This window comes from Paracoccus sp. (in: a-proteobacteria) (genome assembly GCF_047973135.1).
Taxonomy (GTDB): Bacteria; Pseudomonadota; Alphaproteobacteria; order Rhodobacterales; family Rhodobacteraceae; genus Paracoccus.
Genome location: NZ_JBKEBL010000008.1, coordinates 1 through 15,406, shown reverse-complemented (window position 1 = coordinate 15,406; position 15,406 = coordinate 1). Strand labels below are relative to the sequence as shown.

Annotated in this window: 17 protein-coding genes and 1 pseudogene; 11 read left to right on the top strand and 7 right to left on the bottom strand. The window is 59.1% G+C overall.

Going from position 1 to position 15,406, the window contains the following annotated elements:
• From ACK5L9_RS00645 to ACK5L9_RS00625, 5 genes are all read left to right on the top strand, one after another.
• Window positions 1–699, top strand: a 699-nt coding sequence (locus ACK5L9_RS00645; protein ID WP_416909517.1) for a GTPase, incomplete at its 5' end; no start/stop codon positions are given.
• Window positions 700–702: 3 nt separating this feature from the next.
• Window positions 703–2,571 (top strand): tRNA uridine-5-carboxymethylaminomethyl(34) synthesis enzyme MnmG, encoded by a 1,869-nt coding sequence (gene mnmG / locus ACK5L9_RS00640; protein WP_416909516.1) that lies wholly within the window; start codon window positions 703–705, stop codon window positions 2,569–2,571.
• Window positions 2,568–3,164: a 16S rRNA (guanine(527)-N(7))-methyltransferase RsmG gene (gene rsmG / locus ACK5L9_RS00635; protein WP_416909515.1), complete on the top strand. Its 597-nt coding sequence runs from the start codon at window positions 2,568–2,570 to the stop codon at window positions 3,162–3,164. Before mnmG ends, rsmG begins: the two co-directional genes overlap by 4 nt.
• Window positions 3,157–3,942, top strand: coding sequence for a ParA family protein (locus ACK5L9_RS00630; RefSeq protein WP_416909514.1), 786 nt, complete (start codon window positions 3,157–3,159; stop codon window positions 3,940–3,942). The genes rsmG and ACK5L9_RS00630 overlap by 8 nt, the downstream gene beginning before the upstream one ends.
• The gene (locus ACK5L9_RS00625; protein ID WP_416909513.1) at window positions 3,942–4,832 is read left to right on the top strand and encodes a ParB/RepB/Spo0J family partition protein; all 891 of its coding nucleotides are present in this window, start codon (window positions 3,942–3,944) and stop codon (window positions 4,830–4,832) included. The genes ACK5L9_RS00630 and ACK5L9_RS00625 overlap by 1 nt, the downstream gene beginning before the upstream one ends.
• Before the next feature lie 50 nt (window positions 4,833–4,882).
• Here the strand turns inward: ACK5L9_RS00625 and ACK5L9_RS00620 are convergent, their stop codons facing one another.
• From ACK5L9_RS00620 to rph, 5 genes and pseudogenes are all read right to left on the bottom strand, one after another.
• The gene (locus ACK5L9_RS00620; RefSeq protein WP_416909512.1) at window positions 4,883–5,236 is read right to left on the bottom strand and encodes a YbaN family protein; all 354 of its coding nucleotides are present in this window, start codon (window positions 5,234–5,236) and stop codon (window positions 4,883–4,885) included.
• A 1-nt stretch (window position 5,237) separates the two neighbouring features.
• Window positions 5,238–6,443, bottom strand: coding sequence for a radical SAM family heme chaperone HemW (hemW, locus tag ACK5L9_RS00615; protein WP_416909511.1), 1,206 nt, complete (start codon window positions 6,441–6,443; stop codon window positions 5,238–5,240).
• On the bottom strand, window positions 6,440–6,814 hold the full coding sequence (locus tag ACK5L9_RS00610) for a RidA family protein (RefSeq protein WP_416909510.1): 375 nt from the start codon (window positions 6,812–6,814) through the stop codon (window positions 6,440–6,442). The genes hemW and ACK5L9_RS00610 overlap by 4 nt, the downstream gene beginning before the upstream one ends.
• Window positions 6,807–7,415 (bottom strand): non-canonical purine NTP pyrophosphatase, encoded by a 609-nt coding sequence (locus ACK5L9_RS00605; protein WP_416909509.1) that lies wholly within the window; start codon window positions 7,413–7,415, stop codon window positions 6,807–6,809. Before ACK5L9_RS00605 ends, ACK5L9_RS00610 begins: the two co-directional genes overlap by 8 nt.
• Window positions 7,412–8,125, bottom strand: a pseudogene (rph, locus tag ACK5L9_RS00600) (ribonuclease PH). The gene ACK5L9_RS00605 and the pseudogene rph overlap by 4 nt, the downstream one beginning before the upstream one ends.
• Before the next feature lie 72 nt (window positions 8,126–8,197).
• Between rph and hrcA the strand changes: the two are divergent.
• From hrcA to fghA, 6 genes are all read left to right on the top strand, one after another.
• Window positions 8,198–9,253 carry a heat-inducible transcriptional repressor HrcA gene (gene hrcA / locus ACK5L9_RS00595; RefSeq protein ID WP_416909508.1) on the top strand — a complete coding sequence of 352 codons (1,056 nt, stop codon included), beginning with the start codon at window positions 8,198–8,200 and terminating at the stop codon, window positions 9,251–9,253.
• Between the two features lie 7 nt (window positions 9,254–9,260).
• Window positions 9,261–9,791, top strand: a complete 531-nt coding sequence (locus tag ACK5L9_RS00590; protein WP_416909507.1) for a nucleotide exchange factor GrpE — start codon at window positions 9,261–9,263, stop codon at window positions 9,789–9,791.
• 118 nt (window positions 9,792–9,909) lie between these two features.
• Window positions 9,910–11,037: an S-(hydroxymethyl)glutathione dehydrogenase/class III alcohol dehydrogenase gene (locus tag ACK5L9_RS00585; RefSeq protein WP_416909506.1), complete on the top strand. Its 1,128-nt coding sequence runs from the start codon at window positions 9,910–9,912 to the stop codon at window positions 11,035–11,037.
• Between the two features lie 80 nt (window positions 11,038–11,117).
• The gene (locus ACK5L9_RS00580) at window positions 11,118–11,756 is read left to right on the top strand and encodes an ATP-dependent Clp protease proteolytic subunit (protein WP_416909505.1); all 639 of its coding nucleotides are present in this window, start codon (window positions 11,118–11,120) and stop codon (window positions 11,754–11,756) included.
• The gene (locus ACK5L9_RS00575; RefSeq protein WP_416909504.1) at window positions 11,753–12,262 is read left to right on the top strand and encodes a GNAT family N-acetyltransferase; all 510 of its coding nucleotides are present in this window, start codon (window positions 11,753–11,755) and stop codon (window positions 12,260–12,262) included. Before ACK5L9_RS00580 ends, ACK5L9_RS00575 begins: the two co-directional genes overlap by 4 nt.
• A 1-nt stretch (window position 12,263) precedes the next feature.
• Window positions 12,264–13,097, top strand: a complete 834-nt coding sequence (gene fghA, locus ACK5L9_RS00570) for an S-formylglutathione hydrolase (RefSeq protein WP_416909503.1) — start codon at window positions 12,264–12,266, stop codon at window positions 13,095–13,097.
• A gap of 4 nt (window positions 13,098–13,101) precedes the next feature.
• Here the strand turns inward: fghA and ACK5L9_RS00565 are convergent, their stop codons facing one another.
• Window positions 13,102–14,037: a YncE family protein gene (locus ACK5L9_RS00565; RefSeq protein WP_416909502.1), complete on the bottom strand. Its 936-nt coding sequence runs from the start codon at window positions 14,035–14,037 to the stop codon at window positions 13,102–13,104.
• Window positions 14,038–14,196: 159 nt separating this feature from the next.
• Window positions 14,197–15,153, bottom strand: a complete 957-nt coding sequence (locus tag ACK5L9_RS00560; protein WP_416909501.1) for a glycosyltransferase — start codon at window positions 15,151–15,153, stop codon at window positions 14,197–14,199.
• Between the last annotated feature and the right edge of the window lie 253 nt (window positions 15,154–15,406).

The window sequence follows — 15,406 nt, the reverse complement described above, 5'->3', positions numbered from 1 at the left end:
GCGGGCTTAAATCATGAGATTGATCGAGAGGTGGGGGGATTTCCGGCCGCAGAACGGTTGCGCCGGGGGTTCGAGATTGCGGTAATTGGACCCCCAAATGCCGGAAAATCAAGTTTAATCAACAGAATAGCGCGTCGTGATGTGGCGCTGGTTTCTGATGTGGCGGGCACAACACGTGATGTCATAGAGCTGAGAATTGATCTTAAAGGTTTGGCGGTGACGTTTCTTGATACTGCCGGACTGCGCGAGACTGTGGACAGGGTTGAGGGGCTAGGTGTTTCACGTGCTCGGCAACGCGCGGAAGGTGCAGATATAAGAGTGCATCTATCGGAGACGGGCGGTCGTGACGATGCGTTGTGGCGCGATGGAGATATAGTGGTGCGCAGTAAATCCGATTTATGTGGACCCTCGGAAGGCGCTGTTTCAGCGCTGACGGGTGAGGGGATTGATGGTTTACTTATCAGGCTTTATGCGCTGCTTTCTGAACGTATCGCCGGGGCGAGTGTTGTCAGTCATGAACGTCAGATGACAGCACTGGTAGAGGCTCGGGCGGCGTTAACGGATATTCAGGACTTACCAGTAGAATTGGTGGCTGAATCCATTCGACGCGCAGCGCTATCCTTGGATAGGCTGCTTGGCAAAATAGGTGCGGAGGAGTATCTGGATGTCATCTTTAGCTCTTTTTGCATCGGAAAATAGGGAGTGTTTCACGTGAAACATTTCGACGTTATTGTGATTGGGGGCGGCCACGCGGGTATCGAGGCGGCAGCAGCTTCAGCGCGCATGGGCGCTGCGACGGCTTTGGTTACGATGAGAAAAGACGACATCGGAACGTTGTCGTGTAATCCGGCGATTGGCGGCCTGGGAAAGGGCCATCTTGTTCGGGAAATAGATGCACTTGATGGCCTGATGGGTCGGATTGCAGATCTGTCCGGCATTCAGTTTCGGTTACTAAATCGGCGAAAAGGCCCGGCGGTACAGGGCCCGAGGGCGCAGATGGATCGGGCTGTTTACCGGCAGACAGCTTTCAAGTTCCTCTCGGAAATGCCAAATCTGACGTTGATCTATAGTGAAGTTACGGAACTGTGCGGGGACGACCGTAAAGTGACAGGGATCAGGCTATCTGACGGGGCCGAGGTTGTCGCCAAAGCAGTTGTTCTGACAACTGGAACTTTTCTGAACGGGGTAATTCATATAGGCGATAGCCAGCGGCCTGCGGGCAGGTGGGGGGATCAGGCTTCGAATCGTTTGGCGAAATCTTTGTTGCGCTATAATCTGCCGTTGGGCCGCCTGAAAACTGGTACGCCGCCACGCCTGGATGGCCGGACGATAGACTGGGGTTGTCTGGAAAAACAACCAGGAGACGATAATCCGGAGATGTTTTCCTACCTGAGTAAAATGCCGGCTCTGTCCCAGATTTCCTGCGCGATTACGCACACCAATCATCGTACGCATCAGATCATTCAAGACAATTTACATCGCTCAGCAATGTATGGAGGCGGTATTTCAGGCCGGGGGCCGCGCTACTGCCCATCCATCGAGGATAAGATAGTGCGCTTTGCCGACAAGGATTCCCATCAGATTTTCCTTGAGCCTGAGGGTATTAGCGACCCTACTGTTTATCCCAACGGCATCTCGACATCGTTACCGGCGGATATTCAGACTGATTATGTCCATTCGATTATCGGCCTTGAGAAGGCGGTCATCACGCAGCCTGGCTATGCAGTTGAATATGATTACGTTGATCCGCGCGCATTAGAACCCACGCTGAAGGTAAAAAATGCCGAAGGTCTTTTCCTTGCAGGTCAGATCAATGGCACCACAGGATACGAAGAAGCGGGGGCGCAGGGGCTGGTCGCGGGGCTTAACGCTGCGCTTTCTGCATTTGGCCGGGATGCAGTCGAATTCAGCCGGACCAAAAGTTATATTGGCGTGATGATTGACGACTTGGTGTCGCGAGGCGTTACCGAGCCGTATCGAATGTTCACGTCGCGTGCAGAGTTTCGGTTGACCTTACGAGCGGACAATGCTGATCAACGGCTTACGCCACTTGGGATCTCGGTGGGCTGCGTTGGGTCAAGGCGGCGAGAGTTCTTCGTGCAAAGGCAGGAACGCTACGATTCTGCGCGACGGACTGCGGAATCCTTATTATTCTCGCCGACAGAATTACAAAAGCTAGGCTTGGTGGTCAGGCAAGACGGGCAACGACGGTCGATATTCGCGTTGTTGGGGGTTTCCGATGTCTCTCGTGATAAACTAATGCAAATTGCGCCGTTTCTGTGTGACATCCCGAAAAATACGTTGGTACAGCTTGAGAATGACGCACTGTATCACCTCTATGTGGCTCGCCAAGACCGTGATGTGCAAGCGCTTCGCGCAGATGAGGCTATTCGCATTCCCGCCGATTTGGACTACTGTCAAATTTCCGGTCTGTCTGCAGAGTTGCGGATGAAGCTTCAGAATGCGCGCCCGCCAACCCTTGCGATTGCGGCGAGGATAGAAGGGATGACCCCGGCGGCACTTACGCTGCTTGTCGCCGTAATTCGCAACCAGGCGCGCAGCGGAACATGAATACGGATGTTTCACGTGAAACAACGCAGCGACTTGAGGATTACGAATCATTGATCAAGCGTTGGAACCCGCGCATAAATCTTATCGCGCCGTCGACAGTCAATGCGATCCGGCAACGACATATCGACGACAGTCTACAGATCGCGAGGCTTGCAATGCCGAGATCAGGTCTTTGGGCCGATCTAGGCAGCGGTGGGGGGCTGCCCGGTATCGTAACAGCAATCGTATGCAGTGACGCGCCAGTCAAATTTATTTTTGTAGAAAGCGACAAGCGTAAATCCGCCTTTCTTCGAACGGCTATCAGGGAATTGAATCTGCCACAAGTTTCTGTCATTTCGGCCAGAATCGAGGACATTAAACCCCTTAATGCCACATATATCAGTGTTCGTGCGCTTGCCCCCATGCCTCGCCTTATGCCATATCTGGTACAGCATTTAGGCGACGATGGGCAGGCTTGGTTGATGAAGGGTAAACAGTGGCAGGAAGAACTTGAAGAAGCCAGGCGGCATTGGAAGTTCGACGCTAAAGTCTATCCCAGTGCAACTGAATTCGGCGCGGCAATTCTCAAGATAAGCGGGGTCTCGCATGACTGACCACAGCATTGTGGCAATTGCAAACCAAAAAGGCGGAGTCGGTAAGACGACGACCGCGATCAACCTTGGTGCCGCGCTTGCGAGGGCGGGCTATCCGACTGTTTTGATTGATCTCGACCCGCAGGGCAATGCGTCGACCGGCCTCGGGATTGACCCTGACCGTCGATCACGCACGGTTTACGACCTTCTTTCCGGTCCAGAAACGCTGGACGAGGTGGCTGCCGACAGCGCGATTCCAAACTTGCGGATCGTTCCGGCGACGCCGGATCTTGCATCGGCTGATGTCGATCTGTCGCAAATGACCAACCGGACGCGGCTCCTGCGGCAAAAGCTGTCCGAGACTATACGCGATACCATTGTCCTCATTGACTGCCCTCCGGCTCTAGGGCTTTTGACGGTTAACGCGATGGTCGCCGCCGACAGTGTTCTGGTTCCCTTACAGGCCGAATTTTACGCCCTTGAAGGGTTGTCCCAGCTTTTGACGACCGTGCGGCAGGTCCGTCAGACCGCTAATCCTGATCTGCGCATCAACGGCGTGCTTCTGACCATGTCCGATTATCGCAACAACCTGTCTCAGCAGGTCGAGGCAGATGCCCGCGCGACCTTGGGTGAGCTGGTTTATCCGACCGTGATTCCGCGCAATGTCAGGGTGTCCGAAGCACCGTCTCATGCGATGCCCGTTCTTGATTACGATCCCGGCTCCAAAGGCAGCATCGCCTATAGTAGCTTTGCGGCCGAGTTTGCCGCTCGTCTGAAACTTGTCACAAAGGCCGCCTGATGAACGACAGCAAAATCGCAAAGCGTGGCTTGGGCCGTGGTCTCTCGGCCCTGATGGCCGATGTGGATCTCGCCTCGCCAACTCCAACGGCAACCCGTGATCGAACCATGATCGCGATCGAGCAGTTGACCGCAAATCCCGATCAGCCCCGCCGCAACTTTGAGCCAGACGCGCTAAGGGAACTTGCAGAGTCGTTGAAAAGTCGTGGTGTTCTTCAGCCGCTAATCGTTCGCCCGCATCCAACCGATTCAGGCCTTTATCAGATCGTCGCGGGGGAACGCCGCTGGCGTGCTGCTCAGATGGCACAGTTGCACGAACTGCCGGTCATCGTGCGCGACCTCTCAGACACCGAGGTACTGGAAGTCGCGATTATCGAAAATATCCAACGTGCGGATTTGAACGCCATCGAAGAAGCCGCCTCTTTTCGACAATTGATGGATCGGTTTGGTCATACGCAGGAAAAGCTCGCTGAGGCGCTGAACAAAAGCCGCAGCCATATCGCCAATCTTCTGCGCCTCCTGAATCTTCCCGATCCCGTGCAGGATCTGGTGAAAGAGGGTCGCCTTAGTGCCGGACACGCGCGTGCCTTGATCACCGCGCCGAACGCAGCCCAACTGGCGCGGCGGGTCATGGAAAAAGGCTTGTCGGTCCGCGAAACCGAGGATATGGTCCGTAAGCAGATGCAGCCTGAAATCAGGCGAGATAAATCCCAGCCACGAAAGTCTGAAAAAGACGCCGACACTCGCGCGCTTGAATCCGATCTTTCGGCGCATTTGCGGATGAAAGTTATCATAGATCATGCGGGTGTGGATGGCGGACGACTGACAATTGCCTATCGCGATCTCGATCAACTCGATAAATTGTGCCAGATACTCGGCGGAACTGCCTGATACTGTGCCCTATCCTATATATAGAGAATCTGCGTCGGCTAACTACAACACTATGATTCCGGTCGTGTAACCAGAAAAATCCCGATCAAGGCGCAGATAACGGACTGCGACCAGATAATCCAGGTCGGCAGCCCCAGCCAGACGGAAATTCCAACACCGCCGGTCATCGCAAGAATCGCCCACAGCTTGGCCATTCGACCGACGACACCACGTTCCTGCCAGGCGCGAACCGGAGGGCCATAGGTCGGATGATCCAGAATCTTCTGCCGCAGGTGCGGAGATGATCGCGAAAATGCCCACGCAGCCAGCAGGAGGAACGGCACGGTTGGCACGACCGGAAGCGCGATTCCAATCACCCCAAAAGCAAGCGACAGCACACCGATTACATACCAGAATGCGCGCATTTCAGGCTGCCAGTTCCCGCAGTATGGCGTTCAACACAGGGCGACCTGCCGTTGTCGCGCGCAGCCGTCCGTTACCTTGCTGAACCATGCCCCAGTCTGCCAGCCGCGACACCGCTTCGGGATCCAGCGGATGACCCGCCAAATGCTGAAATCGATTCATGTCCAGCCCTTCGGACAGGCGCATTGCCATCAACAGATATTCCAGCGCCCGATCTTCCCGGCCAAGGGTCACGCGCTCCATCTCGCCCGATCCGGCGGTTTCTACCGCGCGAAGCCAGGCGCCCGGCGCGCGCAGAGCCTCGGTCGCCACGCGACCGGCAGCAAGGCTGGCGCGTCCATGGGCACCGGGGCCGACAGCCGCCCAATCGCCTTGCCGCCAATAGACCAGATTGTGGCGGCTTTCCGATCCCGCCCGCGCATGGTTTGAAATCTCATAGCCTTGCAAGCCGAATTTCCCACAAATATCCTGTGTTTCCAGATACATATCCGCAGATACATCCTCATCCGGCAAATCGCGCAGCTTGCCTGCGGCTGCCCGCGCACCAAAGGCCGTTCCGGGCTCGATAGTCAGTTGATACAGCGACAGGTGATCAACCGCCATGGCCAGCGCCTCGTGCAATTCGGCCCGCCAATCGTCACGGGTCTGGCCTTGCCGCGCATAGATCAGATCAAAGCTGACGCGCTGAAAGCAACCTTGCGCAACGTCAAATGCTGCCCGCGCTTCGGCGACCGAGTGCATACGCCCCAGCCGCCGCAGATCGGCGTCGTTCAGCGCCTGCACGCCCATCGAAAGCCGGTTAACCCCGGCCTCGGCATAGGCGCGAAAGCGGCCTTGTTCCACGCTGGTCGGGTTGGCCTCCAACGTAATTTCGATGTCGTTGCGAAACCCCCATCCCGCCCGTGCCGCCCGAATCACGGCATCTACCGTTTCCGGCAGCATCAGCGAAGGGGTGCCGCCTCCAAAAAAGATGCTGTCCAGATGACGCGACGGCAGTTCTGCCGCCAGCCGGGCGATTTCGGATGACAGCGCAGCCGCCCATCGCGGCTGATCAATCTGTTCTGCGACATGGCTGTTAAAGTCGCAATAGGGGCATTTGGCCGCGCAAAAGGGCCAGTGCACATACAGCCCAAACCCGCCTTCTCGCCAATCCTGTGTCAGGTCGTGGCCAGTTCGGTGTTCAGCCTGCTCACATGTCCTGGTGGTCATTCGCGCATCGCGGTAACTTCGATCTCGATCTTCATCTCGGGCCGGATCAATCCGGCGATCACCATTGTTGCCGCGGGCCGGATTTCGCCCATCGCCTCAGCAACAGCCGGCGCGGCAGCCTCGATCAGTGTGGCGTCGATCACCGTATATTGCACCCGAACAATATCGCCGGGTGCGAATCCCGCCTCGTCAAGAACAGAAAAAATGGTCTTAAAACAATTCCTTGCCTGATCCGCAACATCACCGGGCATCACCATCGTATCATAGTCATATCCGGTTACACCCGAAATGAAGCACCACCCGCCCTTGACGATGGCGCGGCTGTATCCAAAGCTGGCCTCAAATGGGGAACCTGTAGAAATCCTACGCAAAACATCCCTCGATCAGTTTTTCGACCGCCAGCGCACGATGGCTCAGCCGGTTCTTCATTTCGGCAGGCATATCGCCCAGTGTCAGGTCGTACCCGTCGGGCATGAAGATCGGATCATAGCCGTGCCCCTCGGCCCCGCGCGGAGGCCAGACAACCTGTCCGGGAAGCACGCCCTCGAATACTTCGTCATGTCCGTCAGGCCACATCAGAACCAGGGTGCAGCGGAACTGCGCGGTCCGGGGCAGGGGGGCGGAACGGTCCTCAAGTTCGCGCCAGGTCCGTTCCATCGCCATGCCGAAATCGCGGCCATTACCCGTTTCCGCCCAATCCGCAGTATACACCCCCGGCGCGCCGTCCAGTGCATCGACACTGATGCCGCTGTCATCCGACAGGGCGGGCAGGCCCGTTGCCTCGACCGCAGCACGCGCCTTGATTCGGGCATTTCCAAGATAACTGTTTTCTGTTTCAACCGGCTCCGCGAGTCCTGCATCTGCCGCGCCCATCACCTCGACGCCATAGGGGGCCAGCAGCGCCTGCATCTCGGCCAGCTTACCGGCGTTATGCGTTGCGACCAGAAGGCGCTTGTCTTTGAATTTTCTCATGAAACCGCTGCCTTCTGCGCGGCTACCAGCTCTGTCATGCCCGCCTCGGCCAAGTCCAGCAGGCGACCCATTTCGTCGCGGGAAAAGGTCGCGCCTTCGGCTGACATCTGCACTTCGATCAGACGGCCCCTGCCGGTCATCACAAAGTTACCGTCGGTCCCGGCTTCGCTGTCCTCGGCATAGTCCAGATCAAGAAGTGGCTGGCCCGCCTAGATGCCGCAACTGACGGCGGCGACGTGATCGACGATGGGGTCACGGACCAGAACACCCGCTTTTAGCAGCTTGTTGACCGCCAGCCGCAGCGCGACCCAGCCACCGGTGATCGAGGCGCAGCGCGTGCCGCCGTCGGCCTGAATCACGTCGCAATCAATGGTGATCTGCCGTTCACCCAGACCCACCCGGTCAACGCCCGCGCGCAGACTGCGCCCGATCAGCCGCTGGATTTCCTGCGTGCGGCCCGATTGCTTGCCTTGGGCCGCCTCGCGCCGGTTGCGCGTATTCGTCGCACGCGGCAGCATGCCGTATTCCGCCGTGACCCAGCCAAGGCCCGTGCCCTTCAGGAAACGCGGGGGATTTTCCTCGATCGAGGCGCTGCACAGGACATGCGTGTTGCCGCAGCGGATCAGGCACGATCCCTCGGCGTGGCGCATCACGCCGGTTTCGATTGAAATCGGGCGCATTTGGCTTAGAGTCCGGCCAGAAGGGCGCATGGGTATTCCTTTCGATGAAGATTGGCTGCCAAATACAGGTCCGCGCCCGTGTCACGCAAGCCCGCACAGGAAATGAGCCACGCAACCCTGCTATCCGAACTGAATGACCGCTCGCGCGAGGTGTTCCGCCGCGTGGTCGAGGCCTATCTGGACACGGGCGAGCCTGTGGGTTCGCGCACACTGTCCCGCGCCCTGTCGGAAAAACTCAGCGCCGCCACGGTCCGCAACGTAATGCAGGATCTGGAATTGCTTGGGCTTCTGGACAGCCCGCATGTCTCGGCGGGGCGTGTGCCCACACAGGCGGGGCTGCGGTTGTTTGTCGATGGTGTGATGGAGGTGGATACCGTCGCGCCCACTGACCGCGCCGCTATTGAACAGACGGTCGGCAAGGACGATCCCGACACCGGTGTTCTGCTGGACAGGGTCAGCACGGCGCTCAGTTCTATCACGCATGGTGCCTCGCTGGTGTTGATGCCCAAACATGAGGCACCGATCCGCCACATCGAGTTTGTCAGTCTCGGGCCTGATCGGGCGCTGGTGGTGCTGGTCTTTGCGGATGGTCATGTCGAAAACCGCGTCTTTGTCCCGCCACCCGGCCAAACCCCGTCATCCATGCGCGAGGCGGGCAATTTTCTGAACGCCATGGCCGAAGGGCGAACCCTGGCCGAGCTGCGCACCCATATCGGCCGAGAGATCGCCAATCGCCGAAATGAACTGGACCGCTTGGCCGCTGAACTGGTCGAATCGGGCCTTGCGCTGTGGAATGGTGAGGCGTCTGATCCTCGCTTGATTGTACGGGGCAGGGCAAATCTTCTGGAAAGCGAGGCCGCTGATCTGGACCGGATCCGCGTGCTGCTTGATGATCTGGAACGCAAGCGCGACATCGTTGAATTCCTTGAATTGGCCGAAAAAGGCGAAGGTGTACGCATTTTCATTGGCTCCGAAAACAAGCTTTTTTCACTTTCGGGTTCCGCTTTGGTGGTTTCACCCTATATGAATGCCGACCGGAAGATTGTAGGCGCGGTGGGCGTCATCGGTCCGACCCGGCTGAACTATGGCCGGATCGTGCCGATTGTCGATTATACCGCGCAGCTGGTCGGACGGGTGCTGTCCGGCCGGAAAGGATGAATGAAAGATGACCGAGCAGAACGAAGAGCCGACCGAAGACATTATCGACGACCCTCTGGCCGATCCCGCGACCGAGATTGCGCGACTTGAGGTAGAGCGCGACGAATTTCGCGACAAGTGGATGCGCGCATTGGCCGATGCGGAAAACGCCCGCAAGCGCGCCGACAAGGAACGTCGTGACGCGGAACAATATGGCGGTTCGCGGCTGGCCCGCGATCTGCTGCCCGTTCACGATGCGCTGACCCGCGCTCTGGATGCCGCAAGCGAAGAACAACGTGCCGCCGCCGCTGCGCTGATCGAGGGCGTGGAACTGACCCTGCGCGAATTGTCGAATGTTTTTGGCAAGCACGGCATCTCGGTCATTACCCCCGCGCCCGGCGACAAATTCGATCCGGCGGTCCACGAGGCGATGTTCGAGGCAGCGGTTCCCGGCACTGTAGCGGGCGAGATCATTCAGATCATGGAAAACGGTTTTCACCTGCATGACCGCCTGCTTCGCCCCGCCAAGGTCGGAGTCAGCTCGACCCCGGCATCGTGACCAGACTGGGCGCGAATTTGCCCTGTGCGCTTGACGTGGCCGCTGCGGGATGGGCAGATACCCACAGGGTTGGGGCGGCTGCGGAGGCGCGCCCCAAAGGAATAAGAGGAGAGAGCCGATGAAAACCCGTGCCGCTGTGGTCATGGAGGCTGGCAAGCCGCTGGAAGTCATGGATGTCAACCTCGAAGGGCCCAAGGCGGGCGAGGTTCTGGTCGAAATCAAGGCGACGGGCATCTGCCACACTGACGAATTTACCCGCTCGGGCGCGGATCCCGAGGGGATTTTTCCCGCAATCCTGGGCCACGAGGGTGCGGGCGTTGTGGTTGAGGTCGGCCCCGGCGTCACCTCGGTCAAGCCGGGCGATCACGTGATTCCGCTTTACACGCCGGAATGCCGCCAATGCGCGTCCTGCCTGTCTGGCAAGACCAATCTCTGCACGGCGATCCGCACGACGCAGGGTCAGGGGCTGATGCCCGACGGGACCAGCCGCTTCAGCCTGACTGACGGCACGCCGATCCATCACTATATGGGCTGCTCAACCTTCTCGAATTACACGGTGCTGCCTGAAATCGCGGTGGCCAAGGTCCGCGAGGACGCACCCTTTGACAAGATCTGCTATATCGGTTGCGGCGTGACCACCGGGATCGGCGCGGTGATCAACACCGCCAAGGTGGAAATCGGCGCAAAGGCCGTGGTCTTTGGTCTGGGCGGGATCGGGCTGAACGTGATTCAGGGCCTTCGCCTTGCCGGTGCCGACATGATCATCGGCGTCGATCTGAACGACGACAAGAAGGAAATGGCCGAACGCTTTGGCATGACTCATTTCGTCAATCCGAAGAATGTCGAAAACACGGTGCAGGAAATCGTCAATCTGACCAAGACACCTTTCGACCAGATCGGCGGCGCGGATTACAGCTTTGACGCCACTGGCAATGTCAAAGTGATGCGCGACGCGCTGGAATGCACGCATCGCGGCTGGGGCCAGTCGGTGATCATCGGCGTTGCCCCCTCCGGGGCCGAAATCAGCACCCGCCCGTTCCAGCTTGTGACCGGGCGGGTCTGGAAGGGCACGGCCTTTGGCGGCGCGCGCGGCCGGACCGATGTACCCAAGATCGTTGATTGGTACATGGACGGCAAGATCGAGATCGACCCGATGATCACCCACACCATGCCGCTGGATGACATCAACAAGGGCTTCGACCTTATGCACAGCGGGGAATCGATCCGCTCGGTCGTTCTTTACTGAACGTTAGTGGCTGCATAGGTAAAAGGGCGGCGGGGCAGCTTGTCCCGCCGTCGCAATGAAAAAATAATAGGAGCAGGCCGATGCGCCATCAGTGGCTGGACGACGATGATGACGATGACGATGACGACGACCATCCGCAAAAGGGCGACAAGGATGGGGGGCTGGGCCTTCCCGAAGGCGACAAGATCGGCAAGCTGTATTTCAAGTCGCGCACGGTGATCGTCGCGGGCACCATTAACGACAAGCTGGCGCAACGGACCGTTGCGCATCTTCTGGCTTTGGCCGAGGATAGCGACGATCCGATCAACATGCTGATCAGCTCGCCCGGCGGGCATGTCGAATCGGGCGACATGATCCACGATGTGATCAAGTTCATCCGCCCGAACGTGCGCACAATCGGCTCGGGTTGGGTGGCCAGCGCGGGGGCGCTGATTTTTGTCGGTGCGAAAAGGGAAAACCGGTATTGTTTGCCGAATACGCGGTTCCTGCTGCACCAGCCCTCGGGCGGGATCGGCGGCACCTCGTCTGACATGATGATTCAGGCCGAACAGATCCGGCAGATGCGCGAACGCCTGAACCAGATCTTTGCCGATGCGACCGGGCAGCCGGTCGAGCGGATCGAAAAGGACACACAGCGCGATTTCTGGCTGAACACGCAAGAGGCGCTGGACTACGGTTTGCTGGGTCGGATCATTCACAGTGTGGACGATTTGAAATGAATGACGGTGGCGGCCTTAGCGTCCGCCCCGCGACTGACAACGACTACGACGCCATCTGGTCGATTCTGAAACCGGTCTATCGCGCGGGGGAAACCTATTGCATCCCGCGTGATGTGACCCGGCCTGAGGCACTGGATGACTGGTTCGCCCATCCCTTCACCGCCTTTGTCGCTGAATCCGGCGGCCAGGTGGTGGGCACCAGCCATATCGGCGCGAACCGTCCGGCGGGCGGGTCGCATGTGGCAAATGCCTCTTTTGCGACCGATCCGCAGGCACGGGGGCGCGGCGTGGCGCGCGTGCTGATTGGGCACGCAAAGGACTGGGCGCGCGGCATGGGTTTTCGTGCGATGCAGTTCAATTTCGTGGTTTCGACCAACGAAGACGCGGTGCATCTGTGGCAGACAAGCGGTTTCGGCATTGTCGGACGCCTGCCCGGCGCGTTTCTTCATCCAAGGCACGGGCACGTCGATGCGCTTGTGATGTTCCACGACCTTACAGGAGGATAGTATGGCCCTTGAGACCCTTTCGGAAAACCGCAGCTTTGGCGGCACGCAGGGCGTTTATCGCCACAAATCGACCGCGACCGGCACGGATATGACCTTTGGCCTGTTCCTGCCGGAAGAGGCGCAGCATGGGCATGTGCCTGTGCTGTGGTATCTGTCCGGTCTGACCTGCACGCACGAGAACGCGATGACCAAGGCCGGTGCCCAGGAATGGTGTGCCGAAGCAGGTATCGCGATGGTCTTTCCCGACACTTCGCCGCGTGGCGACGATGTGGCGGACGATGAGGCCTATGATCTGGGGCAGGGCGCGGGGTTTTATGTGAACGCGACGCAAACCCCGTGGAAGCCGCATTTCCGCATGTGGGATTACGTGGTCGAAGAATTGCCCGACCTGATCACCCGCAATTTCGCCATTGATCGCGAAGCCATGGGCATCACAGGGCATTCCATGGGTGGGCATGGCGCGCTGACCATCGCCATGACTCATCCCGACCGCTATAAATCCGTCTCGGCCTTCGCGCCGATTGCAAACCCCACCGCGTCAGACTGGGGCCGCAAGCAATTGACCGCCTATCTGGGTGACGATCAGGCGGCATGGCGCGCGCATGATTCGACCGTTCTGATGACTGAACGCGGCTTTTCCGGCGAAATTCTGGTCGATCAGGGCAGTGCCGACCAGTTTCTTGACCTGCTCAAGCCCGAGGCGCTGGCCCATGCGATGATGGCGCGCAGGCAACCGGGGCGGTTCCGCATGCAGCCAGGCTATGATCACAGTTATTTCTTCGTGCAAACCTTCATGGCTGACCACGTCATGTGGCACGCCGAGCGGTTGCTGTGACCGCTTAGTGAACGAGCTTCTGGCCCGTGAACGTCCCGAATGCAAGCGGGCCGGCGGGAACCTTTATTTCTGCCAGCAGGTCAAGCCCGCTGGCGTCGATCACCGATATCGTGTCGGAATCCCGGTTTGCGACGACCACGCCGCTGTCATCGGGCAGGGCCGAGATGCCGTAAGGTTGCTTGCCGACGTCAATTTCTCCCAGTAATTCAAGGCTGTCCGGGTCAAATACGCCCAATGTCCCGGTCTGCGGATCGGTCACAAAGCCGCGCCCTTGCGCAAAGGCCACGCCCGAAGGCTGGCCGCTGGTCTGGATCGTTCCCAGCAGCCGCCCCGACACAGGATCCATAACCGAAATGCAGCCGCAATCCCTGTCCGTCGCCCAAAGTCTGCCGCCATGGAAAGTCAGCGAAAAGGGTACGTCGCCCGTTGTCCGGATCCGTCGCAGCAGGCGTCCGCTGCTGCTGTCAAAGACGCTGACACCATGATCCTCGTGATCGGCGGTGGCGACGAACTGGCCGTCCTCGCTGACCGCGACGCCGGTGGGCGATTTCCCGGTGCGCGCACGCCAAAGCACGGTCAGCCCGCTGTCCAGCCGCATCAGATTGCCGCCCGTCCGATCAGTCAGGAAAAAGCCTCCATTCTGCGCGGCAGCGACACCAAAGGAACCGGCACCCATATCCCTTGCCGCAAGGATCTGGGCGTCCTCGTCGATCACGCTCAGCCGCCCGGCCTCACCGGAAACCACATAGGCGCGCCTGTTCTGCCGGTCATAGGCAACTGCCGAGGGCAGCCCTTCAAGCCGGGTTTGCGCGCGGATCTGGAAATCGTCCAGATCGATGATCGACACCGTATTTCCCGCCTGAGAGCCGATGACAGCAAGATCGCCCGCAAGCGCGGGCGAGCAGATCGTGGCAAAAAAGGCGAGAATGGCTTTGATCATTGAACCTGACTGACTTTGCACCAGCCTAGCCAAAAGTCGCACATTCTCAAACACGGTATTTTGCCGGCTTTCCGTATCATTCCGCCAGCGCGCGCCGCATCCGTTGGAATCGTTCGCGAATAAAGTACCGCGAGAAAGGGGCGAAATCCGCCGATGGGCCTATTTCCGCTGCACCGACAGGATGACAACCTCGTCATGGTGCCGATCCAGCCGACCGCGCAGCCCATCGCGCATGGCGATTCGCAGAATCCGGCGGAAAACCGGCGCATCGTCGCCATAGTCCCGCGCCTTGCGCCACCACTTGATCATCAGCACCGGAACCAGTGGCCAGAACCACGGCCCGGCGGCCACGCGATAGGCGATCATCGCGTTGCGATACATATAATAGACCTTCCACAATGGTCGCAGGACCACGCCACCCGCCGCCTGTTTCGCGTCGGTATCGTGCTCGAACCGGACCGGCGGGGCAAAGGCGATGCGCAGCCCCCTGCGACGCATTTGCAGTGTATAAAGTTGATCGTCGCCATAAACGAACAGCCGCCCGTCCGGGTATCCCGCCCGCCGGATCGCTGCTCGGGACAGGAACAGACCAACGAAGGACGCCATGTCCACATCAGTCACCGGCGCATCGACGGCATAGGCGGAATCCTGCAAGTGAAATCCGTGCCTGCCCCTGAACAATGTGCGCAGAAATTCGCGGCCGTGCCAGAACGGGTTGCGATAGGGGCGGTTCATCTCGCATACCTCGCCTGACGGGGTAAGCACTGCCGCGCCCACCGCATCGTGGTCGCAGGCCAGGTCGCGAAACGCCCGGATCGCACCATGTGCCGGACGGCCATCGTCATCCATGACCACGATCCAGTCGGGGTCGCAGCGTTCGGTCATCTGCCGCATGCCCTGCTCGAAGCCGCCGGCGCCGCCCAGATTCGCGTCGCTGCGATGCCGGATCAGGCGCGGATCGGTGACAGAGGCCAGCCACTCCGCCGTGCCATCGTCCGAGGCGTTGTCAAACACCAGCACGTGATCCACCTTCTGTTCCAGAAGACGCCGCACCGTATCCTGCAACTTGCCAAGGCGATTATAGGTGACGACGACGGCGCCGATTGTCTGATCCAAGGTATTCCCTGTCATTCTTGCCCTTGTGGCCGGCTGACCGGACGGTTTTCCCTTATTCTACAATCGGCAAGGATCCTGCAAGGGCGCAGGCAGATCGGCGCTACGGGTTCGCAAAGCTGGTCTAGGCCGGTTGGTCCTGCTAGGACTTGTGGGTCACTTACTGCAACGAGGGCCCCGACATGGCTTATGAAACGATCATCGTGGAAATCGAGGATGAGGTTGCGCTGATCCGGCTGAACCGCCCCGAGGCTCT

Excerpts from the sequence above, each read along its gene's own strand:
- ACK5L9_RS00620 (WP_416909512.1), bottom strand. The coding sequence starts at position 5,236 with ATGCGCGCATTCTGGTATGTAATCGGTGTGCTGTCGCTTGCTTTTGGG.
- ACK5L9_RS00585 (WP_416909506.1), top strand. The coding sequence starts at position 9,910 with ATGAAAACCCGTGCCGCTGTGGTCATGGAGGCTGGCAAGCCGCTGGAA.
- ACK5L9_RS00565 (WP_416909502.1), bottom strand. The coding sequence starts at position 14,037 with ATGATCAAAGCCATTCTCGCCTTTTTTGCCACGATCTGCTCGCCCGCG.
- hrcA (WP_416909508.1), top strand. The coding sequence starts at position 8,198 with ATGAGCCACGCAACCCTGCTATCCGAACTGAATGACCGCTCGCGCGAG.
- ACK5L9_RS00580 (WP_416909505.1), top strand. The coding sequence starts at position 11,118 with ATGCGCCATCAGTGGCTGGACGACGATGATGACGATGACGATGACGAC.
- ACK5L9_RS00630 (WP_416909514.1), top strand. The coding sequence starts at position 3,157 with ATGACTGACCACAGCATTGTGGCAATTGCAAACCAAAAAGGCGGAGTC.
- ACK5L9_RS00590 (WP_416909507.1), top strand. The coding sequence starts at position 9,261 with ATGACCGAGCAGAACGAAGAGCCGACCGAAGACATTATCGACGACCCT.
- hemW (WP_416909511.1), bottom strand. The coding sequence starts at position 6,443 with ATGACCACCAGGACATGTGAGCAGGCTGAACACCGAACTGGCCACGAC.
- rsmG (WP_416909515.1), top strand. The coding sequence starts at position 2,568 with ATGAATACGGATGTTTCACGTGAAACAACGCAGCGACTTGAGGATTAC.
- ACK5L9_RS00605 (WP_416909509.1), bottom strand. The coding sequence starts at position 7,415 with ATGAGAAAATTCAAAGACAAGCGCCTTCTGGTCGCAACGCATAACGCC.
- ACK5L9_RS00625 (WP_416909513.1), top strand. The coding sequence starts at position 3,942 with ATGAACGACAGCAAAATCGCAAAGCGTGGCTTGGGCCGTGGTCTCTCG.
- ACK5L9_RS00575 (WP_416909504.1), top strand. The coding sequence starts at position 11,753 with ATGAATGACGGTGGCGGCCTTAGCGTCCGCCCCGCGACTGACAACGAC.
- fghA (WP_416909503.1), top strand. The coding sequence starts at position 12,264 with ATGGCCCTTGAGACCCTTTCGGAAAACCGCAGCTTTGGCGGCACGCAG.